Origin of the sequence: Curtobacterium sp. CFBP9011, from assembly GCF_034045095.1 — a bacterium.
Lineage (GTDB): Bacteria > Actinomycetota > Actinomycetes > Actinomycetales > Microbacteriaceae > Curtobacterium.
On sequence record NZ_JAXCWN010000003.1, the window covers coordinates 261673 to 283226 of the forward strand.

The window sequence follows — 21554 nt, forward strand, 5'->3', positions numbered from 1 at the left end:
GTTCGTCCGTCGCGCCGCGGAGATCCGCGGTGTGACACACGAACACCGGTGTTTTGCCGCCCCGACCGCCAGCCGGCGCCGCGACTAGACCTCGCGGACCTGCCCCTGCTCGATGCGCAGCCGACGCTCTGCGCGCCGCGCCACCCACGAGTCGTGCGTCACGATGACGACCGTCAGCCCGCGGTCCTTCCACTGCCGCTCGATGAGGCCCATGATCTCGTCGCGGGTGCCCTCGTCGAGCGCCCCGGTCGGCTCGTCCGCCAGCAGGACCGTCGGGTCCTTCACCAGTGCGCGGGCGATCGCGACGCGCTGCTGCTGCCCGCCGGAGAGCTCGGCCGGCAGGTGGTCGAGCCGTTCCTCGAGGCCGACCTCGCGCAGGGCGGTCGTGGCCCGCTCGCGGACCTCGGCCCGGGAGCGGTTCGCGAGGCTGCCCGCGAACGCGGTCTCGACGTTCTCGAGGGCGGTCAGTGTCGGGATGAGGTTGAAGCTCTGGAACACGAAGCCGATCTCGGTCGCCCGGACGTCGGTGAGCGCCCGGTCCCCGAGCACGGCGACGTCCCGGTCGCCCAGGAACACCGAACCGCTGCTCGGCCGGTCGAGCGCGCCGAGCATCTGCAGCAGCGTCGACTTGCCGCCGCCGGTCGGCCCCTGCACCGCGACGAGCTGCCCCTGCGGGATCTCGAGGTCGACCCCGGCCAGCGCGGTGACGGTCCGGTTCTTCTGCCGGTACGTCTTGGTCACGCCCGACAGCCGGTAGACGGGCCGGGAGGCGGTGGGCACGCCGTCCGTGGCGGCTGCGGTCTCGGTGGTGGTCACGATGGCTCCTCGGTCGTCGGGATGGTGGGGTCGGTCGTCGGGATGGCGCGGTCGGTCGGTCGTGCGGATCGTGTGGCTCGGTGGGTCGCGCTGGTGCCGGCCGGGTCGGTCGGGGTGCGCCGGTCGGCCGGCATCACGCCACGCTCCGCAGGGCTTCCGCCGGGCGGAGCCGGGAGGCCCGCCACCCGCCGAGCGCGCCCGCGAGCAGCCCGCCGAGGACCGCGAGCCCGATGGCGAGCAGGATCACCTCGACGGTCACCGGGGCGTGCAGGACGACGTCCGTGGTCGCCGCCGTCTGCCCGCCGCCGCCGAAGCCGCCCGCGGGAGCGCCACCGGTCGTGCCGCTGCCGGCCGCCGCTGTCGCGGCTGCGCCGGGCATCCCACCACCCGCGCCGGGACCGGTCCGGGTGCTGGTGGCGGCACTCGCCGAGACCGTGGGGGCGATGACGTTCACGACGAGGATGCCGACGAGGCCGGTCGCGGCGCCGATGACACCGCCGATCAGTCCCTGCACGAGCGACTCGCCCGCGACCTGCCGCGTGATGCGGCCGTTCGACCAGCCGATGGCCTTGAGGGTGCCGAACTCACGGGTGCGGCGGGTGACGCCGGAGATGGTGAACAGGATGGCGATGAGGAACGCCGCCGCCAGGACGACGATCGACAGCCACCGGCCGAGGTTCGACACGAGGGTCGACGCCGTCGCCAGGGAGCCGGACACGCTCGAGGCGAGGTCGGACTCGGTGGAGACGGTCGCGCTCGGCAGCTCCTTCTGCAGCGCGGTCTTGATCGTCGCGACGTCGGAGGACGACTCGGCGGAGACGTAGACGGACGTCACCTTGCCGGACAGGTCGGCGAGCGTCTGCGCGGTGTCGAGCGGGATGTACGTGTTCGAGCCGGTGGTGGACGCCGACCCGGTCGAGGCGACGATCCCGATGACGTCGAAGGTCTTCCCGCCGATCGAGACCGTGTCGCCGACGGCCTTCGACTCGCTCTCGGCGTACGCCGCGTCGAGCACGACGACGTCCTTGCCGGCGTCGGCCGTGGTGAAGGGACGACCCTTCGTCGTCTCGGTGCTGGTGAGCGGGCCGACCGTGTCGCCGGAGACCGGGATGCCGGTGACCGTGAACGAGTCGACGCTGAACGAGCCACCGCCGAAGCCACCACCGCCCTGGCCGGTGCTGCTCTGGCCCGTCCCGCTCGGCGGGCCGCCCTGCGCCGCACCGTCACTGCTGCTGCTGCCGTCGCTCTGCTTGACCTGGCCGGAGAACGTGCTGTTCTCGAGCGTCAGGACGCCGGTCGCGGCCGCCACCCCGTCGGTTCCGGCGACCGTCGCCACGTTCGCGGCGGTCAGGGTGCTCGTGCCGCGGGACACCGCCAGGCGGGACTGGGCCAGGTCGGTGGAACCGCTGCTGCTGCTGCCCGACGAGCTCTGGTCGCCGAAGTCGAACGACGGCCGGCCGGTGCTGCTGGACGTCGGGGTCTCGGTCTTCGTCACGGTGATGTCGGTGCCGACGCCGTACACGGACGCCAGGACGCTCGACTGGGCGGACTGCACGCCGCTCGCGATCGACGAGACGATGACGACGAGCGCGATGGCCAGCGCCATCCCGACCGCGATGATGACCGTCTGCTTCTTGCGGTTCGTGAGTTCGCGCCTGAGGTAGGTCAGGAACATGGTTCTCCTCGGTGGGGGCCGACCCGGGAGCATCGGTCGCGCGGATCACGCGGCGGGGGCCGACGAGGAGAACCTAGGAACGGCCACCAAGGACGGCCCTTCGGTCCGTTATCAGAACAGTAAGGAGGTCAAGAGGCGTCGCCGTAGGTGCGGCGGAGGTGCTCCGCGTAGCCGCCCGGCGTCCGGCCGTCGAACCGACCGCTGGTGACGACCGGGAGGCTCGTGGTCGCGTCCACCCGCAGCCCCAGCGCGCGGGCGCGCGCCACCAGCCGGACGTCCTCGTGTTCCGGCACCGGGTCGAAGCCACCCAGGGCACGGTAGGCGTCCGCGCGGATGCCGAGGTTCGCGCCGTGCACGTGGCCGAGTGTCGCTCCGGGCGGGTGCGTCGCCTGCCAGCGGGCGAGGACCACCGCGTCGAGGTCGTCCGGGTCCGGCAGCACGGCACCGACGAGGACGTGCGTGCCGGCGACGAGGGCATCGAGCTGCTGCGCGAGCCACCCCGCCGCGACCCGCGAGTCGGCATCGGTGTGGGCGAGCCAGCGACGGTCGAGGTCGTCGTCCCCGTCCGAAGGGAGGGCTCCGGCCGGCGGGAGGGGTCGAGCCAGGGCATGGGCGGCACCGAGCGAGCGTGCCCGACCGACCCCGACGTGGTCGGTGACCAGCGTCTCGAGCCACGAGGACCCGGCGGCGAACGAGGCGACCAGCCCGGCGGTGTCGTCGGTGCAGCCGTCCATGACGACCGTGACGTGGACCGAGGCCTCGGGGTGCTGGTGCCGGAGGGTCGTGACGGCGGTGGCCAGGGCCTCCAGGCAGGCGAGGATCCGGTCCTGCTCGTCGTGTGCCGGGACGACGACGTCGAGCCGGAGCGTCACCGGACGAGTCCTTCGGCCCGCGCGACGCTCGTGACCGCCGGGCCGGGCAGGACGCTCAGGACGAAGTCCGGCTCGACGTGGCGGACCAGCGCCGGGTGGGGCCAGCGTGCCGCCAGGTGCGCGTCGACCGTGTCCCCGTCGGTGACGGCGTCGCTGTCCGGGTGCCGCCAGTGGCAGGCGACGAGGACACCGTCGTCGTCGAGTGAGGCGAGCACACGGTCGATCGTGGCGTCGAGGTCGGCGGGGGAGAGGTAGTAGCCGACCTCGGACATCACCACGAGGTCCCAGCGGCCGGCCGGCCACTCGGCGGGCAGAGCGGCCTGGACGAACTGGGCCGACGGCGCTCGCCGCCGGGCGCGCTCCAGCGGGGCACGCGAGATGTCGGTGCCGAGGACTGAGTCCGCCCGCTCCGTCAGTGCGGCGGTGAGGACCCCGGTGGCGCAGCCGAGTTCGAGCGCGGACCGGAAGCGCTGCCGGGGGAGTGCGGCCAGGGTCACGGCACGCTTCCGCTGCTCGTACCAGGAGCCGTCGAAGTCCCAGCCCTCGGGCTTCCGGTCGTAGTGGGCGTCGAAGGACTCGCGGGAGCGGGAGGCCGTCGTGTGCTCGGTGGCGTCGGCGTTGGCGGTGGCGGTGGCGGTGTCCGCGCCGCGCGGTGCCACGAACCACTCCTGGTCGCGGAGGTGGTGCCGGGCGTGCCGGTCGTCGACGATCGCCTCGTCCCCGGGCGCCGGCGAGAGGGGGCGGACCTGCGAGGCATGGGCGTCGAGTGCCCGGCGCTTCCGGTCGAGCGCGGCCGTCGACAGCGGCAGGGCGCGGAGCCCGGCGACGGGCAGGGCCGGTGCTGCCGGGTCGTCCCAGTGCCACGCCCAGACGGGGTAGGACAGCAGGTCGACGCCGGGGGTCTCGGCGGCGAGGCGCTCGGCGACCTCGCCGGCGATCCGGTGGTCACGATGGCCGTCGCCCTGCCAGGGGGCGACGAGCAGGGTACGGCCGGGTGCTGCGGAGCCGCTCGTTGCGGGGCCGGGCGCTGCGGGGCCGCTCGACAGGTGCTTCGTGAGGGCGTGCGCGAGCACCTCGGCGTGCTCGCGCAGTCCGCCGTCCGGCACGTCCAGGACGGTGGACGTCACCGCGGGGTGCAGTGCGTCCAGTGCCCCCCGGAACTCCTCGGTCCGGCGGCCGCGGAGCTGATCGGGCGTGGTCGTGGGTGAGTCCGGGTGCGAGCCCTCGCCCCGGCTGACCAGGACGACGTGCACCGGCAGTCCGGCGCCCGCCGCGGTCGCGATGAGGCCGCCGGCACCGAGGGTCTCGTCGTCGGGGTGCGGTGCGACGACGAGCACCCGGTCGTACCCGTCGAGCGCGATCGGCGTCGCCTCGACCCGGGCGAGCACGGGCGTCCAGGCGTCCGGGTCGGTCCCTGGAGCCCGGTGGTCGAAGCTCACCACGCCACACCGCCGCGCTCGAGCACCATCCGGCCGATGCGGGCGAGGTCCCGGTCGCCGTGGTCCTGCAGCACGTAGAGCTCGAGGTCGGCGACCCGTGCGGCGACGGCGGGGTCGCTCGTCAGCGGGCCGGGGCCGATCGACCGGACGACCTGGGTCCGGACGGCGTCCACGGCCCGGCGCACCCGGGAGCGGACCACCTGGGCGAGGAGCGGCCAGTCGGTGGCGTCGTCGGCCGTGCCGGCGCTGTCGTCGATCCGGCGGGCGGCGCCGGCGAGTGCGTCCTCGGCGTCGGCGAGGTCGGCGACCACCGAGCCCAGTGCGGCCCGCAGCAGTTCGGACTCCGGTCGCGCGGCGGCGTGTGCACGGAGCACTCGCGCCAGCCCGACCGCACCGCCCCACCAGCACGCGGCGACGCCGATGCCACCCCAGGCGAAGCCCGGACGGCGGAGGTACCAGCCGGGGTCGCCCACCGTGCTCGCCCGGACGGCGGTGAAGTCGACCGGCCCGCTCGGCACGTCGGGCAGGCCGCGGGCGACCCAGACGTCGTCGTGCGGGACGACGCCGGTCTGGCGGAGCGACACCGCGACGAGTCGACGTTCCTGGCCGACGTGCGCGGTGACCAGGGCGTGCGAGAGCGTCGACGCCAGCGAGCACCAGGGCTTCGTGCCGTCCAGGACGACGCTGTCCGCGGCGTCGGTGTCGGTTCCGGCGTCCGTGTCGGCAGCGGCGTCGCGTGCCTCGAGGCGGAGGCCCGGGGCCTCGGCCGCGTAGACACCCCACGTCGACCCCGCGGGCACCTCCACCCCGGCCTGCGCCAGGATCGTCAGCGCGTCGAGGTGCGGCTCGACCACCCGGGCGGTCGCGACGTCCCCGGCGGCGACCGCCGCGAGGGTCGCGAAGACCTGTCCGGCGGTCCCGGCGACGAGCGGCGGGGTGGTGGACGCGAGGGTCTGCGCGACGGCGAGCCGGTGCTGCGGGGTCGGGACGGGCCTCCCGGCGGTGGGCGCGTCCGCGGCCGTGGGATCGGCGGAACCGAGCACGAGGGCGGTGATCGCAGCGGTGTCGACGTGTCGCGCACCGTCGGGCCAAGCAGGGGAGTCCAGCATCGACGTCAGGCTATTGAGGACTGCATCCACGTCGACGCGGACGATCCACAGGGCGCACTGGGACGGGCCACAGACGGCTCATAGGAATCTCTCGATACTCGAAGACGTGACCATCTCGCAGCCCTCCGCACCCCCGCGCCTCACCCGTGCCGACGGTTCGCCGTTGCGCATCCTGGTCGTCGACGACGAAGCCAGCCTCACCGACCTGCTCTCGATGGCCCTCCGCTACGAGGGCTGGGACGTCCGCAGCGCGAACGGCGGCCAGGACGCCCTCACCAAGGCACGGGAGTTCCACCCCGACGCGATGGTGCTCGACGTGATGATGCCCGACCTCGACGGGCTGCAGGTCCTCAGCCGACTGCGGCAGAACAACGACGACACCCCGGTGCTGTTCCTCACCGCGAAGGACTCCGTCGAGGACCGCGTCACCGGACTCACCGCCGGCGGCGACGACTACGTCACCAAGCCGTTCTCGCTGGAAGAGGTCGTCGCCCGCCTCCGTGGTCTCATCCGCCGCTCGCAGATCTCCGTCAGCGAGGCCGGCGACTCCCGCATCGTCGTCGGCGACCTAGTGCTCGACGAGGAGTCGTACGAGGTCACCCGGGCCGGCCGCACGATCGAACTCACCGCGACCGAGTTCGAGCTGCTCCGCTTCCTCATGCGCAACCCGCGCCGTGTGCTGTCGAAGGCGCAGATCCTGGACCGGGTGTGGTCGTACGACTTCGGCGGCAAGTCCTCCGTCGTCGAGATCTACATCTCCTACCTGCGCAAGAAGATCGACGTCGGCGAGGAGCCGATGATCCACACCGTGCGTGGCGTCGGGTACGTCATCAAGCCCACCGTCTGAACCGGGCGTTCCGCATGACCCTCCGTCGTCGGCTCGTCCTGAGCATCGTCGCCCTGGTCGTCGCCGTCAGCGCGGTGATCGGGGCGGGGAGCATCATCGCGCTCGCGAGCATCCAGACGGGTGCCATCGACGGGCAGTTGCAGAAGGCGACGGCCCGCGCCAGCACGAAGTTCGGGCAGGGTGAGCAGTCGCCGAACGGGCAGCGTCCCAACGACGACCTGCTGCAACCGCTCGGCCAGGCAGCGGGCACCCTCACCGCCTACTACTTCTCCGGTGGCCGCGCCGGGGGCATCGTCCTGCAGGAGGACAGCTCTCGCGGGCAGTTGACCGCCGCGCAGCTGGACCGGCTCGGCGACGTCAAGGTCGGAGTCGACCCCGCGACGATGGACCTCGGTGGGGAGCTCGGCAAGTACCGGGTCGCCGCGGTGCAGGTCGACAACCCGGTGCTGGGCGACGCCGTCCTGGTCGTCGGCCTGCCACTCGCCCCGGTGTACGAGAGTGTGTGGAAGCTGCTCGGCGTGGTGCTCGTCGTCACCGTGCTCGCGCTCCTCGTCGCCTCGGGCGTCGCCACCGCCGCCGTCCGACGGGCGCTCCGGCCGCTCGACCGCGTCGCGGAGACCGCCTCGACCGTCGCCCGGATGCCGCTCGACCGCAGTGATGCCCTCGACGGCGTCCGTGTGCCCGATGCCGATCCGGGCACCGAGGTGGGCCGCGTCGGCACCGCGTTCAACCGGATGCTCGGACACATCGGCAACGCGATGCAGGCCCGCGAACGGTCCGAACAGAAGGTCCGGCAGTTCGTCGCCGACGCCTCGCACGAACTCCGGACGCCGCTGGCCTCGATCCGCGGGTACGCCGAACTCACCCGACGGATGGGCGCCGACCTGCCGCCGGACGTCGTCTACGCCATGAGCCGGGTGGAGTCCGAGTCCGTCCGGATGACCTCGATGGTCGAGGACCTGCTGCTGCTCGCCCGCCTCGACGAGGGCCGCGAGATCCAGTTCGACGACGTCGACCTGACCGGCCTGGTGCTCGACGCCGTCAACGACGCCCACGCCGCCTCGCCGGACCACCCGATCGAGGTCGACCTGCCCGCCGAACCCGTCGAGGTCGTCGGCGACGCGGCACGCCTGCACCAGGTGATCGTCAACCTCGTCACCAACGCCCGGACCCACACGCCGGACGGCACGCGCATCACGGTCGGCATCGCGTCGGCGCCGGACGGTGGCGTCGACCTGACCGTCCGCGACGACGGGCAGGGGATCGATCCGGAGTTCCTGCCGAAGCTCTTCGAACGGTTCGCCCGCGCCGACAGCTCACGCTCCCGGACCGCCGGGTCGACCGGACTCGGGCTCGCCATCGTGGACGCCGTGGTGCAAGCGCACGGCGGGCGGGTGAGCGTGACGAGCGAACCGGGGGACACGGTCTTCACGGTGCACCTGCCGGCGCGGCGGGTGGACGGCGCGGATGCCGGGGCCGCGGATGCGGGTGGCGGCGCCGCCAGTGCTGCCGATGCCGCCCCTCCGGCCTGGGCCGGGGTGCCCGACCGCTCCGGAGGGTGACCGGCGGGGCGGGTGGGGGCGTGCCTCCCGTCCGGACCCGCCCTCGGAACCGGCGCTTCCGGACCGAGGGCGTGGTGTGGTACGGTTCTGTTCAGCCAAAGACCGCTGGTCGTCGCTGCCGTGTTCACGCATGGACAGTGACCGAAGGTCCTCGTCACGAGGCAGCCCGCGCAGGTGTTCAGAACCACTCCTACACAACGTGTCGGAGCAGCTCCGAGCCTCTGCGCCGGAGCTTTTTTCGTGTGCGGGTTGTGTTCACCACAGCCATGGGACCCGGGGCTGCCAGCAAGAACCCCAAGGAGAACCATGGCGAACAAGGAAGCTGCGGTCGCCGAGCTCACGGAGTCCTTCCGTAGCTCGAACGCCGTTCTGCTCACCGAGTACCGCGGTCTCACGGTCGCGCAGCTCAAGGAGCTCCGCAACTCGATCCGTGAGCACGCCACGTACGCCGTGGTGAAGAACACGCTGACCAAGATCGCGGCCAACGAAGCAGGCATCACGTCGTTCGACGACGAGCTCGCTGGTCCGTCCGCTCTCGCCTTCGTCCACGGTGACACCGTCGCCGTCGCGAAGTCGCTGCGTGCATTCGCCAAGGCGAACCCCGAGCTCGTGGTGAAGGGTGGTTACTTTGACGGTAACCCGCTCTCCGCGACCGAGGTGGACAAGCTCGCCGACCTCGAGTCCCGCGAAGTGCTGCTCGGCAAGCTCGCCGGCGCCTTCAAGGCCTCGCTGTTCGGTGCTGCGTACCTGTTCCAGGCACCCCTCTCGCAGGCCGTCCGCACGGTGGACGCCCTCCGCGAGAAGCAGGAGTCCGCGGCCTGACCAGGCACGCGTTCCACAACCACATCACGTACTGAGTAGTAGGAGAAAATCATGGCGAAGCTTTCGCAGGACGAGCTCATCGAGGCCTTCAAGGAGCTCACGCTCATCGAGCTCTCTGACTTCGTGAAGAAGTTCGAAGAGGTCTTCGAGGTCACCGCTGCCGCCCCCGTCGCCGCTGCTGCGGTCGGTGGCGCTGCTGCACCCGCCGAGGAGGTCGAGGAGAAGACCGAGTTCGACGTCGTGCTCAAGTCGGCCGGTGACAAGAAGATCCAGGTCATCAAGGAGGTCCGCAGCCTCACGTCGCTCGGCCTGGGCGAGGCCAAGGCGCTCGTCGAGACCGCCGACGCCAAGGTGCTCGAGGGCGCCAACAAGGAGACCGCCGACAAGGCCAAGGCTTCGCTCGAGGCCGCCGGCGCCACCGTCGAGCTCGTCTGAGTCTGACCTTCTGGTCACGAAGGCCGCTGCCCCTCGGGGCGGCGGCCTTCGTCGTGTACGGGCGGGCGCTGCCGGCGTGCGGGCGCCGAGCCTCGGCTGGGCGGACACTTTGCGCCTACCGCTTGCCGCAAGATGTCCGCGGAGCCGAGGTTCGGCGCTGCTGCTCCGGCTCAGACGCGGACGCCGTGCTGTCGGAGGAGCGCGCGGAGTCGCTCGGGTTCGGCGAGGTGCCACCAGGTGACGCGGATCACCGTGCGGACTTCCGGCAGGGCGCGGAGTTGGTCCTCGCGGATCTTCTCCTGCCAGAGGACCTGCGCTGCATCCCGGCCCGCGAGCATCGTTGGGTCGACGTACTTCTGCTGCCCGTCGAACTCGAGGACGACACCGAGCGACGAGATCCAGAAGTCAACCCGTCGGATGGTCCCGTCCGGCAACCGGAACTCGTACTGAGGTTCAACCGGACCGATGCCGAGCTCGACCAGGCTGACTGCGGTGTAGGACTCGCCGACTGACTCGTGACGTGCATCGAGAGCCGCCACGACGAGTTGGGCCCGACGCGATCCGCGGGCTGGCGGGTCGGGGAGTGCGAGCTGGAGGGACGCCGGATCGACGGACGCGCTGCGGACGCCACCGTCGATCGCCACTGCGGCGGTACTCGGCTCACACGTCGTCGCGACCAACACCGCTGTCACGAGCGGACTGGTCACGCGCACGCCACGGAACTGGTGCGTCAGGTCGATCGGTACGGCATCCTGTGGCGCATGGCGGACGACCCCGAGTCGATGGGTCACCGATGTCGCATCGAGGTCGACCACGTGGACCCGATCGGGCGCCGGACCGATCAACGGCCAGCCGTGCAGGATCGCGGCGGTGATGTGCGAGAACGCGTATCCGGCACCGAGTTCCGGGGCCAATGCGCGCGCGATGGTCCGATGCTGTGACGACGGGGAGAGGCCGACCCATTCGGCACTTGCAACGTACGTTCCCGGGCGGATGCGCGTCAGCTTCCCCGCTGCGCACTGTCGGCGAAGGGTCCTGGCGCCCGACGGATCGGTCGGAACGGCGCGGAGCAGGGTCGGCTCGGTGATCTCCATGGAACCGAGGCTCGCTCTGCCGGACGCGGAGTGGGCCTCCTGGTCGGTTCCGGTGCACTGACGCCGTTCTCCACAGCAGCCAGTGCGCATGCGAGGCTCGACCCAGCGGACATTTTGCGTGCTCCGGCCGCCGAAAAGTGTCCGCCCAGCCGAGGCTCGGCGGTGGCGGGCGGCGGGCGCGCTACGCGAGCGTGCTGTGGCGGCGGCCGTAGGCCACGTAGAGCACCGCGCCGGCGACCATCCAGATACCGAACGCGATCCACGTGCCCGCGCCGAGCGTCACCGCCAGGAACAGGCAGAACAGCACGCCGAGGACCGGCACGACGGGGAAGAACGGCACCCGGTACGACCGTTCCAGGTCCGGCTGCGTGCGCCGGAGCACGATCACCGAGATGTTCACCAGCGCGAACGCGATGAGCGTGCCGATGCTCGTCGCGTCAGCCAGCTCGCCGAGGGGGACGAGCGCCGAGACGATCGTGACCACGATGCCCACGATGAGGGTGTTCGCGATCGGGGTCCCGGTGCGCGGCGACACCCGGCCGAACACCTTCGGCACGAGACCGTCGCGCGCCATCGTGAGGAGGATCCGGGTCTGGCCGTAGAGCACGGTGAGGACGACACTGGCGATCGCGATCACCGCACCGATCGAGAACACGAGCGCGACGACCGGCTGCCCGGTGACGTCGACGACGATGCGGACGAGCGAGGCCTCGTCGGCGGAGAAGGACGTCCACGACCGCGCACCGATGGCCGCGACGGCGACCAGGATGTACAGCGCGGTGATGAGCGCGATCGACCCGATGATGGCGCGAGGCAGGTCACGGCGCGGGTTCTTGGCCTCTTCGCCGGCGGTGGACGCAGCGTCGAAACCGATGTACGAGAAGAACAGTCGGGAGGCCGCAGCACTCACACCGGCGGCACCCATCGGCGCGAGCGGCTCGAAGTTCCCGATCCGGAACGCCGAGAACGCCACGATGACGAAGAACACGAGCAGTGCGATCTTCACGAGCACCATGAGCGTGTTCACCCAGGCGCTCTCCTTCGCCCCCGGCAGCAGGACCAGCATCGCGACGAGGACGAGTGCGGCCGCCGGCAGGTTCACGAGACCACCGTCACCGGGAGGCGCGGACAGCGCCGTCGGCAGGTGCAGCCCGAAGACCCGCAGCGTCTCGTCGACGTACTGGCTGGCACCGACGGCCACGGCAGCGACCGACACCGCGTACTCGAGGACGAGACACCACCCGCAGACCCAGGCGATGCCCTCGCCCATCGTCGCGTAGGTGTACGAGTAGCTCGATCCCGACGTCGGGACTGCGCCGGCCATCTCGGCGTAGGAGAGCGCGGAGAGCAGCGCGGCGACGCCCGCGAGGACGAACGAGATCCAGACGGCCGGGCCGGCGAGCGGGACCGCGGTACCGAGGACGACCAGGATGCCGGTGCCGAGGGTCGCGCCGACGCTGATCATCGTCAGGTGCCACACCCCCAGGGTCCGGCGGAGCGGCTGTCCGTCGACCCCGGCCGCTGCCTCGGCTCGGAGCTGGTCCACGGGCTTCCGCCGGAGGAGCTGGTGGGCGAGTGACGGCGCGGACGACATGGGACCTCACGGGGGCACGGGCGGGGGACGGGCCATCGTCCCACGGCCCTCGGACGGGGTCCAAACCGGTCGCGTCCACTCCTGCACACGGGAGGCACGGATCACCTCCGTCCACAGCCCTCGGCGAACGCGTCGGGCCGGGTCGGTGCGCGGGCGTACATTCATGCGAGGACGACGCCGCGAGGCGTGGAGAGGGTGTCGATGAGTCAGATGGGCTCCGTCGCCGGTGGCGGCGGGATGCGTGGTGGTGGCGGGCCCGGCGGCGGCCACGGCCGCAGCCGGATCTCCAGCGGAGACCCGGACGCGCAGCGTGCCGCGAACGCCGAAGCGCCCCAGATCCCGCACCTGCTCCGCCGCATCGCCGGGCTCTTCGTCCCGCACCGCCGCTCGATCGGCCTGACGGTCGTCCTCGTCCTCATCGGGGCAGCGGTGTCGGTGGTCCCGCCGCTCCTGACCCAGCAGGCGTTCGACCGGGGGCTGTTCCCGCCCGGCGGACGCCCCGACGTGCCGGTGCTCGCCGTGCTCGTCGGCGCCATGATCGGGCTCTGGATCCTCAGCGCCGGCATCGGTGTCTGGCAGACCTACCTGACCGCGACGGTCGGCAACAAGGTCATGGGCGCCATGCGGATGCGGCTGTTCGGGCATCTGCAGCGGATGGAGCTCGCGTTCTTCACGCGGACCAAGACCGGCGTGATCCAGAGCCGGTTGCAGAACGACGTCGGCGGTGTCGCCAGCGTGCTGAACAACACGATCTCGTCCGTGCTCGGCAACACCGTGACCGTCATCGCGGCGGTCGTCGCGATGCTGCTGCTCAGCTGGCAGATGACCCTGGTGGCCGTCGTGCTCCTGCCGTTGCTCGTCATCGCGCAGCGCAAGGTGGGCAAGGTCCGCGCCCGGATCGCGGCCCAGACGCAGGAGTCGCTGTCGGACATGACGGCGATCACGCAGGAGACACTGAGCGTGTCGGGGATCCTGCTCGCGAAGAGCTTCAACCAGCAGCGCAGCGAGATCCACCGCTACGGCGACGAGAACCGCAACCAGATCGGCCTGCAGGTCCGCCAACAGATGTCCGGCCAGTGGTTCTTCGCCATCGTGCAGATCTTCCTGTCGATCATCCCCGCGGTGATCTACCTGGTGGCGGCGTACCTGATCGAAGGCGGCGTCCCGATCACCGCTGGCACGATCGTCGCGTTCACGACCGTGCAGTCCCGGCTGCTGTTCCCGACGGTCGGCCTGCTCCGGGTCGTGCTCGACCTGCAGACCTCCGGGGCGCTGTTCGCCCGCATCTTCGAGTACTTCGACCTGAAGCCGGCCATCACGGATTCCGCCACCGCGAAGCCGGTCGACGAACACCGCGTCGGGCACGTGGCCTTCGACGACGTCTCCTTCGCCTACCCGGACGGCGAGCCGGACAAGCCGACCCTCCGGGGTGTCTCGTTCGAGTTGCAGCCGGGGCAGTTCGCGGCATTCGTCGGCCCCTCGGGTGCGGGCAAGACCACGATCTCGTACCTGGTGCCACGTCTCTACGAGGCGACGGCGGGCTCCGTGCGGTTCGCCGGACAGGACGTGCGTGACCTGGTGCACGAGGACCTGATGGCGCACATCGGCATCGTGAGCCAGGAGACGTACCTGTTCCACTCGTCGATCGGCGACAACCTGCGGTACGCCAAGCCCGACGCGACGGACGCCGAGCTCGAACGGGCGGCGCGGGCGGCGAACATCCACGAGACCATCGCGTCGTTCCCGGACGGGTACGACACCATCGTGGGGGAGCGGGGCTACCGGCTCTCCGGCGGCGAGAAGCAGCGGATCGCGATCGCCCGGGTGCTGCTCAAGGACCCGCCCGTCCTGGTGCTCGACGAGGCGACGAGTGCACTCGACTCGATCTCCGAGCGCGTCGTGCAGGCGGCGCTCGACACCGCTGCGCGCGGGCGGACGACGATCTCGATCGCGCACCGGCTGTCGACGATCCGCGACGCCGACGTCATCTTCGTCCTCGACCACGGGCAGATCACCGAGCAGGGGACGCACGACGAGCTCCTGGCCCGCGGCGGGACGTACGCGACGCTGCACGAGCAGCAGAGCGACCCGGTGGTCTCGAGCCGGGGCTGACCCCGGAACGACCCGGTGGTCTCGGGTCGGGGCTGACCCCGGACCGACCCGGCCGCCCTGGGCCGGGCCGGGGCGGACAGCGGCCGACGCGGGGTCTCGGCCGGGTCGACGACGGGCGCTCGGGCACCGGGCAACGGGTGCTCCCGGGGAGCCCCGAAACCGGGCGACGCACTCCGTGGACAGCGGGGATGCGCCGCCTAGACTCGATGAGTGCGTTACGCGAACTCCGTCGTCGACCTGGTCGGCGACACCCCGCTGGTCAAGCTGAACCGTGTCACCGAGGGCATCCGGGCGACCGTCCTGGTCAAGGTCGAGTACCTGAACCCGGGCGGCTCGTCGAAGGACCGCATCGCGACGCGGATCCTCGACGCGGCCGAGGCCTCCGGCGACCTCCGCCCCGGCGGCACCATCGTCGAACCGACCTCGGGCAACACCGGCGTCGGACTCGCGCTCGTCGCCCAGCAGCGGGGCTACCGCTGCGTGTTCGTCCTGCCGGACAAGGTCGGCGAGGACAAGCGGAACGTCCTCACCGCGTACGGTGCCGAGATCGTCGTCACCCCGACCGCCGTCGCGCCGGATGACCCGGAGTCCTACTACTCGGTGTCCGACCGGCTGGTGCGCGAGATCCCGGGCGCGTACAAGCCGAACCAGTACGCCAACCCGAACGGCCCCCGCAGCCACTACGAGACGACCGGTCCCGAGATCTGGCGGGACACCGAGGGACAGCTGACCCACTTCATCGCGGGCGTCGGCACGGGCGGCACGATCTCCGGTACCGGGCGCTTCCTGAAGGAGGCGTCCGAGGGGCGGGTCCGGATCGTCGGCGCTGACCCCGAGGGCTCCGTCTACTCCGGCGGCACCGGTCGCCCCTACCTGGTGGAGGGTGTCGGCGAGGACTTCTGGCCGGCCGCCTACGACGCCGGGATCCCGGACGAGATCATCGCCGTCTCCGACGCCGAGTCGTTCGCGATGACCCGCCGCCTTGCTCGTGAGGAGGGGCTGCTCGTCGGCGGGTCGAGCGGGATGGCCGTGGTCGCCGCGCTCCGCGCCGCCGACTCCCTGTCCGAGGACGACGTCGTCGTGGTCCTGCTGCCCGACGGCGGCCGTGGCTACCTCGGCAAGATCTTCAACGACCGGTGGATGCGCTCGTACGGCTTCGCCGAGACCGACGACGAACGCTCCGTCGGGGACCTCATCGCGGGCAAGGACGGTCGTCTGCCCGACCTCGTGCACGCCCACCCGTCGGACACCATCCGCGACGTCATCGACATCATGACGAAGTACGGCGTCTCGCAGATGCCGGTCCTCAGCGCCGAACCGCCGGTCGTGATGGGCGAGGTCGCCGGCGCGGTGGAGGAGAAGGCCCTGCTCGGCCACGTCTTCACCGGTGCCGCGGGGATGGCCGACGCCCTCGCGCCGTTCGTCGGGGACCCGCTGCCGCTGATCGGCATCGGTGAGTCCCTGGCCGCGGCCCGCAAGGCGCTCGAGGGGGCCGACGCGCTGCTCGTCGTGAACGACGGCAAGCCCGTCACGGTCCTCACCCGGCACGACCTCCTCACCTACCTCTCCGAGTGACGCGGGCCCGGCAGCACCCGACGCAGCCGACGCCGGCCCAGCCGACGTCCGCGCAGCGGCACGCGACGCAGCCGACGCCCACCGCGACCCGACCCACCCAGACCGCACCGAGCCTCCCGGAAGGGGCACCCGCGACATGACCGAGTTCAGCACCCGCGCCATCCACGCCGGCCAGGAGCCGGACGGCCCCACCGGCGCCGTCATCCCGCCGCTCTACCTGACCTCCACCTACGTGCAGGACGGCATCGGCGGCCTGCGCGGCGGCTACGAGTACTCGCGGTCCGGCAACCCGACCCGCGATTCGCTGCAGACGCTCCTCGCCGACCTGGACGGCGGCGTCGCGGCGTACTCGTTCTCGTCCGGCCTGGCCGGGGAGGACGCCCTGCTCCGCGCCTACCTGGAGCCCGGCGCCCGCATCGTCATGGGCAACGACGTGTACGGCGGCACCCACCGCCTGGCGAACCGCCTGCACGTGCCGTGGGGGATCGACCTCGTCACGGTGGAGATGAGCGACCCCGACCGGGTCCGTGCCGCACTCGCCGACTGCCCGGCGAAGACCGTGCTGTGGGTCGAGACCCCGACGAACCCGCTGATGAAGATCGCCGACATCGAGACCCTCGCCGCGATCGGGCACGAGGCAGGCGCGCTGGTCGTCGTCGACAACACCTTCGCCTCGCCGGCCCTGCAGCAGCCGATCGCCCTCGGCGCTGACGTCGTCGTGTACTCGACGACCAAGTACCTCGGCGGCCACTCGGACGTCGTCGGCGGCGCCGTGGTCCTCCGTGACCAGGAGCTCGCCGAGCAGGTCGCGTTCGTGCAGTTCGGCGGCGGCGCGATCTCGTCGCCGTTCGACGCGTGGCTGACGATCCGCGGGATCAAGACCCTCAGCGTCCGGATGGAGCGGCACTCCGCGAACGCGCAGACCGTCGCCGAGGCGCTCCTCGCCCACCCTGCCGTCGAGCACGTCTACTACCCGGGTCTGCCGGAGCACCCGGGGCACGACGTCGCGGCGAAGCAGATGCGCGGCTTCGGCGGCATGCTGTCGGTGGCGCTCGCCGGGGGTCCCGAGGCGGCGAAGCGGTTCGCCGAGTCGACCGAGCTGTTCGCCCTGGCCGAGTCGCTCGGTGGGGTGGAGTCGCTCATCGGGTACCCGAGCGAGATGACGCACGCGTCGGTCAAGGGCACCGAGCTCGCCGTCCCGGAGAACGTCGTCCGCCTGTCGGTCGGCATCGAGGACGCCGGCGACCTGGTCGCGGACGTGCAGCAGGCGCTCGAGCGCTGAGCGGTCGCCGACCGCGGACGGACCCGGGCCAGGCCGGGCCGAGGCGGGCCTGGCCGGGCCCGGGCGGGCCGGGCGCCCGTGCCGGGTCCGGCTCGACCGTCCTACGATGAACGGGTGACCTCCACGACGGCGACGCGGCCGAGCCTCTTCGAGCCTCGCCACCTCGTCGCCACCGTGGGCATGGTCGCGATCGTGGCGGTCTCGGCGTTCCAGAACCTGGCGATGACGACGATCATGCCGGTGATCGCCGCCGACCTGCACGGTGAGGCGCTGTACTCGCTGAGCTTCGCCGCACCCCTGGCTGCAGGCGTGCCGGGCATGGTGCTGGCGGGCAACTGGACGGACCGTGCGGGTGGTCGTGTCGTCGCGTGGGTGTCCGCGGCTCTGTTCGCGGTCGGCACCGCGATCGTGATGCTCGCCCCGACCATGCCGGTGTTCCTGGCCGGACGACTGGTCGAGGGGTTCGGCGCCGGCGCGATCGACGTCGTCCTCTACGTGCTGGTCGCCAGGGTCTTCCCCGCCGAGCTGCACGGTGCGGTGTTCGCCGGGTTCGCCGCGGCGTGGGTCGTCCCGGCACTGATCGGTCCGGCGCTCGCGGGCATCGTCACCGATGCGTTCGGCTGGCACTGGGTGTTCGCGGGTGCGCTCGGCATCGCGGTGGTCGCGTTCGCGTGCCTGGTCCCGACGCTCCGCCGTCTGCACGCACCCGCCCTGGAGGCACGCCCGCCCTGGCAGGGCAGCCGCATCGGGTGGTCGGTCGGCGCCGCCGCAGCGGTGCTGCTGCTCAACCTCGCCCCGGACCTGCCCGTGCCGGTCCGGGTCGCCTCGGTCGTCGTCGGGCTCGTCGGGGCCTGGGCGGCACTCCGCCCGCTGCTGCCGCGACGGACCTTCACCGGCGGGCCGGGCCTGCCGTCGGTGGTGCTGTTCCGCGGCGTCCTGGCGGCGGGGTTCTTCGGCAGCGAGGCGTACGTGCCGTTCCTGCTGCAGGCCCAGCACGGGCTGAGCGCCTCGGCCGCCGGGCTCGCCCTGACCGTGGCGGCGGTGAGCTGGGCGTCGGCGAGCTGGGCGCACGGCCGGCTCGGCGAGGACCGGTTGCCCGCGGCCCGGGCGTTCGCCGTGGGGCTCGGGTTGGTCCTGGTGAGCCTGCTGTCGGCACTCGCGGTGGCCTTCGTCGGTCTGCCCGCCTGGGTGCTCGTCGCCGGGTGGTTCGTCGGCGGCGCGGGGATGGGAGTCGCCTACCCGCGGACGTCGATGTTGACGCTCCGGTTCTCGCGCGAGGGCGACGACGGCTTCGCGAGTTCCGCCCTGACGATCGCGGACGCCTCGGGCAGCGTCGTCGGCCTCGCGGTGGCCGGGCTGCTGTTCACGGCCGCGGGCGGTCGGGAGGAGCCGGTCGCCTTCACGCTGGTGTTCGTGGCGATGACGCTGATCGCCCTCGTGGGGCTCGTCGCCGTCCGCCGACTCGGAGCGGTCCCGCCCCCGCCGGTGTCGGACGGGTAGCCTGGCAGACCCCGGAACGAGGAGGAACCGTGCGCCGCACTGCAGTCGCCGTCCTGACCGCCGCCCTCGCGGCGGCGACGGTCGTGCTCGCCGGCTGCACGGGCACCACCACCGCCGCTCCCACCCCGGTCCGGAGCACCGACCTGACGAGTTCCGACGGCGGCTTCGCCGAGAACGCGGTGATCGGTGTCGTGCTGACCGAGGACGCGGGGACCCCGAGCGACTCGGGCGACGGCCGCTCCCTGGCCACCCGGTTCCGTGAGGAGTTGACCGAGGCCGGGTTCCGCCCGGACATCCGCGTCGCCACCGGCGACCAGCCCGCTCGGCAGCGAGCGGCGGTCCACGACCTGGTCCGGACGGGTGCGAAGGCCCTGCTCGTCCGTGCGGCGGATGCGTCGGCGCTCCGCACCGAGCTCCGCACCGCGCACGACGCCGGGGTCGTGGTGGTCGCGCTCGACGGGGCGCTGCCGTCCTCCGGGGGCGGGAACGACGGACTGTCGTCGGACTACCGTGTCGACGGCGGCGACTCGGACGCGGCGCTGGTCAGTCGGGCGGTCGACACGGTGTCGGCGCTGCAGCGCGGCGAGGAGCCGACGAAGCAGTAGCAGGCGCGGAGGGGCTGGTCAGCTCCACCAGGCCGGGAACGACCGGGTGATCGTCTCGACCAGGGCCTTCCGGGACCGCCGCGGGCCACCGAGCCAGGCCTCGATCGCGCCGACGAAGCCCTGGGCCACGAAGCCCGCCGCGACCTCGTCGATGAGCTCCGGCTTCATCGCGGGGTCGAGCTCCTGGATGTGCATCGTGCTCGAGACCGTGAAGTGGTCGACGAGCAGGCGGTGCAGCGAGGCGTCCGCCGGGTCGGGCAGGGCGAGCGCGTAGATCTCGCGGTGTGCGGTGACGTGGTCGACGACGGCGTTGATGCCCCGCCGGGTGATGGCGGCGAGGTCGTCCGGGCCCGCACCCCGCTCGACGGCCACGCGGCGGGCCTCGGCGTCGTCCGCACGGATCCGGTCGAGTTCGGGCGTCAGGACGTCGGCCAGCAACGAGCCGGGGGAGACCGCGTGCGAGTAGAACGTCGCGCGGTTGATGCCGGCGGCACGGGTGACGTCGGCGACCGTGATCTCGGAGACCGGACGATCGGCGGCGAGGCGCAGGACGGCTTCGCGGAGTGCGGCCGTCGTGTGCAGGATCCGAGCGTCGACCATGACGCTCCTCCCATCTCGATCGGTCCCGCGACGAGCGCGGGTCGGGAGTCCGACCGTACCGCACCGCCCGGCCCGGCCACACGTCCGCCGCACCGGCATCGAGGACGGTGGGCGGGCCTCCCGTCGGTGCCCCGGCCGAGGCGGCGACCGGGCAGGGTGCGATCGAGCCGTGGAGCGCGGGCCGTCCCGTCCGACGGTTGTCGCCCGTCCGGCGCAACCCGTACCATGGTGGAACGGACCGAATCGATTCGAGCGGCCGATCCCACTCCCTCGTCCCCTTCGGAGGATCCCCTCGTGTCCGCGCCCGCGACCACCGGTCCCCACAAGACCATCCTGCATCCCGGCGACTCCCTGACCCGTGGTCAGCGTCTGGTCTACGTCTTCGTGCTCGGAGCGCTCACGGCGCTCGGGCCGTTCACCATCGACCTGTACCTGCCGGCGTTCCCGTCGCTCGAGCGCGACCTCGGCATCTCCGAGGGCGCCGTCCAGCTCACCCTGACGGCGACCACCATCGGCTTCGCGATCGGCCAGCTGCTCGTCGGCCCGTGGAGCGACAAGGTCGGACGCCGACTGCCCCTCATCATCGCGACCAGCGTGCACGTCGTGGCGTCGATCTGCGCCGCCCTCGCGCCGAACGTCGAGGTGCTCGCCGTGTTCCGCGTGCTGCAGGGCATGGGCGCCGCGGCCGGTGGTGTGGTCGCGATGGCGACCGTCCGTGACCTGTTCGGCGGCAAGCCCCTCGTCCGGATGCTGTCGCGCCTGGCGATGGTGAACGGCCTGGCGCCGATCCTCGCGCCGCTGATCGGGTCGCAGATGCTGCGGTTCGTCTCGTGGCGCGGGATCTTCGTGTTCCTCGCCTGCTACGGCACCGCCGTCGTGATCGCGTCGATCCTGCTCATCGTCGAGACCCTCCCGAAGGAGCGACGCCAGGAGTCCGGGCACTCCACCATCGGGCAGCGGTACAAGGCGCTGTTCTCGGACCGGATCTTCGTCGGCGTCGCCCTGATCGGCGCGATGGTGTTCAGCGGGCTGTTCTCGTACCTCAGCGCGTCACCGTTCCTGTTCCAGGGCGTGTTCGGGCTCGATCCACAGCAGTACGGGTTGCTCTTCGCGGTGAACTCCGTCGGTGTGGTACTCGGGGTGCAGATCTCGTCGCGGCTGGCGCAGCGGGTCGGTCCGCAGTGGATCCTGGTCGGCTCGACGGCGACGCTGTTCCTCGCCGCCCTGGCGATCGTGGTCCTCGACCAGCTCGGTGCCGGGTTGGTCGGCGTGCTCATCCCGCTGTGGTTCTACATCGCCGCTTGCGGGTTCTCGTTCCCGCTCGTGCAGGTGATCGGACTCGCTTCGCACGGCAAGGAGGCCGGCACCGCCGCCTCACTCCTCGGAGCCCTGAACTTCGGCGTCGCCGGGCTCATCTCACCGGTCGTCGGACTGCTCGGCATCTCGACCGCCACCCCGATGGCGCTCGTGATGGGCTGCACGGCAGCCGTCGCGATCCTGGTCCTGTGGGTCGTCGTGCGGCCCCGGACCGTCCCGGCACTGACGCACTGACCGGGTTCTCCACAGGTCCGCCGTCCGGCCGGACGGCGGGACCGGCGCGTCCCTAGGCTGTGCC

At 72.0% G+C, this 21554-nt stretch carries 18 protein-coding genes; 10 read left to right on the forward strand and 8 right to left on the reverse strand.

Annotated elements, in window-relative coordinates; translation table 11 throughout:
* Positions 1-84: 84 nt before the first annotated feature.
* From SOM35_RS08600 to SOM35_RS08620, 5 genes are all read right to left on the reverse strand, one after another.
* A complete protein-coding gene (locus tag SOM35_RS08600) occupies positions 85-816 on the reverse strand; it encodes an ABC transporter ATP-binding protein (protein WP_320515074.1) in 732 nt (243 codons plus the stop codon).
* A 133-nt stretch (positions 817-949) separates the two neighbouring features.
* Entirely contained in the window at positions 950-2491 is a 1542-nt protein-coding gene (locus SOM35_RS08605; protein ID WP_320515075.1) for an ABC transporter permease, read from the reverse strand.
* 128 nt (positions 2492-2619) lie between these two features.
* Complete coding sequence (locus tag SOM35_RS08610) at positions 2620-3363, reverse strand: glycosyltransferase family 2 protein (RefSeq protein ID WP_320515076.1); 744 nt, start codon at positions 3361-3363, stop codon at positions 2620-2622.
* Positions 3360-4802, reverse strand: a complete 1443-nt coding sequence (locus tag SOM35_RS08615; protein WP_320515077.1) for a bifunctional PIG-L family deacetylase/class I SAM-dependent methyltransferase — start codon at positions 4800-4802, stop codon at positions 3360-3362. Before SOM35_RS08615 ends, SOM35_RS08610 begins: the two co-directional genes overlap by 4 nt.
* On the reverse strand, positions 4799-5911 hold the full coding sequence (locus SOM35_RS08620; RefSeq protein WP_320515078.1) for an acyl-CoA dehydrogenase: 1113 nt from the start codon (positions 5909-5911) through the stop codon (positions 4799-4801). Before SOM35_RS08620 ends, SOM35_RS08615 begins: the two co-directional genes overlap by 4 nt.
* Positions 5912-6017: 106 nt before the next feature.
* On the opposite strand from SOM35_RS08620, the gene SOM35_RS08625 reads away from it, so the two are divergent.
* From SOM35_RS08625 to rplL, 4 genes are all read left to right on the forward strand, one after another.
* Positions 6018-6758, forward strand: a complete 741-nt coding sequence (locus SOM35_RS08625; protein ID WP_111074336.1) for a response regulator transcription factor — start codon at positions 6018-6020, stop codon at positions 6756-6758.
* Between the two features lie 14 nt (positions 6759-6772).
* Entirely contained in the window at positions 6773-8320 is a 1548-nt protein-coding gene (locus SOM35_RS08630; protein ID WP_320515079.1) for a sensor histidine kinase, read from the forward strand.
* Between the two features lie 306 nt (positions 8321-8626).
* Positions 8627-9142, forward strand: coding sequence for a 50S ribosomal protein L10 (gene rplJ, locus SOM35_RS08635; RefSeq protein ID WP_111051486.1), 516 nt, complete (start codon positions 8627-8629; stop codon positions 9140-9142).
* Positions 9143-9193: 51 nt separating this feature from the next.
* Positions 9194-9577 carry a 50S ribosomal protein L7/L12 gene (gene rplL / locus SOM35_RS08640; RefSeq protein ID WP_111074334.1) on the forward strand — a complete coding sequence of 128 codons (384 nt, stop codon included), beginning with the start codon at positions 9194-9196 and terminating at the stop codon, positions 9575-9577.
* Between the two features lie 170 nt (positions 9578-9747).
* Here the strand turns inward: rplL and SOM35_RS08645 are convergent, their stop codons facing one another.
* Both SOM35_RS08645 and SOM35_RS08650 read right to left on the reverse strand, forming a co-directional pair.
* Positions 9748-10011, reverse strand: a complete 264-nt coding sequence (locus SOM35_RS08645) for a hypothetical protein (RefSeq protein WP_320515080.1) — start codon at positions 10009-10011, stop codon at positions 9748-9750.
* Between the two features lie 841 nt (positions 10012-10852).
* Positions 10853-12265 carry an amino acid permease gene (locus tag SOM35_RS08650; protein ID WP_111074332.1) on the reverse strand — a complete coding sequence of 471 codons (1413 nt, stop codon included), beginning with the start codon at positions 12263-12265 and terminating at the stop codon, positions 10853-10855.
* A 210-nt stretch (positions 12266-12475) separates the two neighbouring features.
* On the opposite strand from SOM35_RS08650, the gene SOM35_RS08655 reads away from it, so the two are divergent.
* From SOM35_RS08655 to SOM35_RS08675, 5 genes are all read left to right on the forward strand, one after another.
* On the forward strand, positions 12476-14377 hold the full coding sequence (locus SOM35_RS08655; RefSeq protein WP_221850437.1) for an ABC transporter ATP-binding protein: 1902 nt from the start codon (positions 12476-12478) through the stop codon (positions 14375-14377).
* A gap of 210 nt (positions 14378-14587) precedes the next feature.
* Positions 14588-15952, forward strand: a complete 1365-nt coding sequence (locus tag SOM35_RS08660) for a cystathionine beta-synthase (protein WP_320515081.1) — start codon at positions 14588-14590, stop codon at positions 15950-15952.
* 136 nt (positions 15953-16088) lie between these two features.
* A complete protein-coding gene (locus SOM35_RS08665) occupies positions 16089-17234 on the forward strand; it encodes a cystathionine gamma-synthase (protein WP_320515082.1) in 1146 nt (381 codons plus the stop codon).
* Between the two features lie 114 nt (positions 17235-17348).
* Positions 17349-18734 (forward strand): MFS transporter, encoded by a 1386-nt coding sequence (locus SOM35_RS08670; protein ID WP_320515083.1) that lies wholly within the window; start codon positions 17349-17351, stop codon positions 18732-18734.
* A 29-nt stretch (positions 18735-18763) separates the two neighbouring features.
* Positions 18764-19339 (forward strand): substrate-binding domain-containing protein, encoded by a 576-nt coding sequence (locus SOM35_RS08675; protein WP_320515084.1) that lies wholly within the window; start codon positions 18764-18766, stop codon positions 19337-19339.
* A gap of 18 nt (positions 19340-19357) precedes the next feature.
* On the opposite strand, the gene SOM35_RS08680 is transcribed toward SOM35_RS08675, so the two are convergent.
* Positions 19358-19939 (reverse strand): TetR/AcrR family transcriptional regulator, encoded by a 582-nt coding sequence (locus tag SOM35_RS08680; protein ID WP_320515085.1) that lies wholly within the window; start codon positions 19937-19939, stop codon positions 19358-19360.
* A gap of 294 nt (positions 19940-20233) precedes the next feature.
* Here SOM35_RS08680 and SOM35_RS08685 point away from each other — a divergent pair, with 294 nt between their 5' ends.
* A complete protein-coding gene (locus SOM35_RS08685) occupies positions 20234-21490 on the forward strand; it encodes a multidrug effflux MFS transporter (RefSeq protein ID WP_253463725.1) in 1257 nt (418 codons plus the stop codon).
* Positions 21491-21554: the final 64 nt, after the last annotated feature.

Excerpts from the sequence above, each read along its gene's own strand:
- SOM35_RS08620 (WP_320515078.1), bottom strand. The coding sequence starts at position 5,911 with ATGCTGGACTCCCCTGCTTGGCCCGACGGTGCGCGACACGTCGACACC.
- SOM35_RS08665 (WP_320515082.1), top strand. The coding sequence starts at position 16,089 with ATGACCGAGTTCAGCACCCGCGCCATCCACGCCGGCCAGGAGCCGGAC.
- rplL (WP_111074334.1), top strand. The coding sequence starts at position 9,194 with ATGGCGAAGCTTTCGCAGGACGAGCTCATCGAGGCCTTCAAGGAGCTC.
- SOM35_RS08630 (WP_320515079.1), top strand. The coding sequence starts at position 6,773 with ATGACCCTCCGTCGTCGGCTCGTCCTGAGCATCGTCGCCCTGGTCGTC.
- SOM35_RS08605 (WP_320515075.1), bottom strand. The coding sequence starts at position 2,491 with ATGTTCCTGACCTACCTCAGGCGCGAACTCACGAACCGCAAGAAGCAG.
- rplJ (WP_111051486.1), top strand. The coding sequence starts at position 8,627 with ATGGCGAACAAGGAAGCTGCGGTCGCCGAGCTCACGGAGTCCTTCCGT.
- SOM35_RS08680 (WP_320515085.1), bottom strand. The coding sequence starts at position 19,939 with ATGGTCGACGCTCGGATCCTGCACACGACGGCCGCACTCCGCGAAGCC.
- SOM35_RS08650 (WP_111074332.1), bottom strand. The coding sequence starts at position 12,265 with ATGTCGTCCGCGCCGTCACTCGCCCACCAGCTCCTCCGGCGGAAGCCC.
- SOM35_RS08655 (WP_221850437.1), top strand. The coding sequence starts at position 12,476 with ATGGGCTCCGTCGCCGGTGGCGGCGGGATGCGTGGTGGTGGCGGGCCC.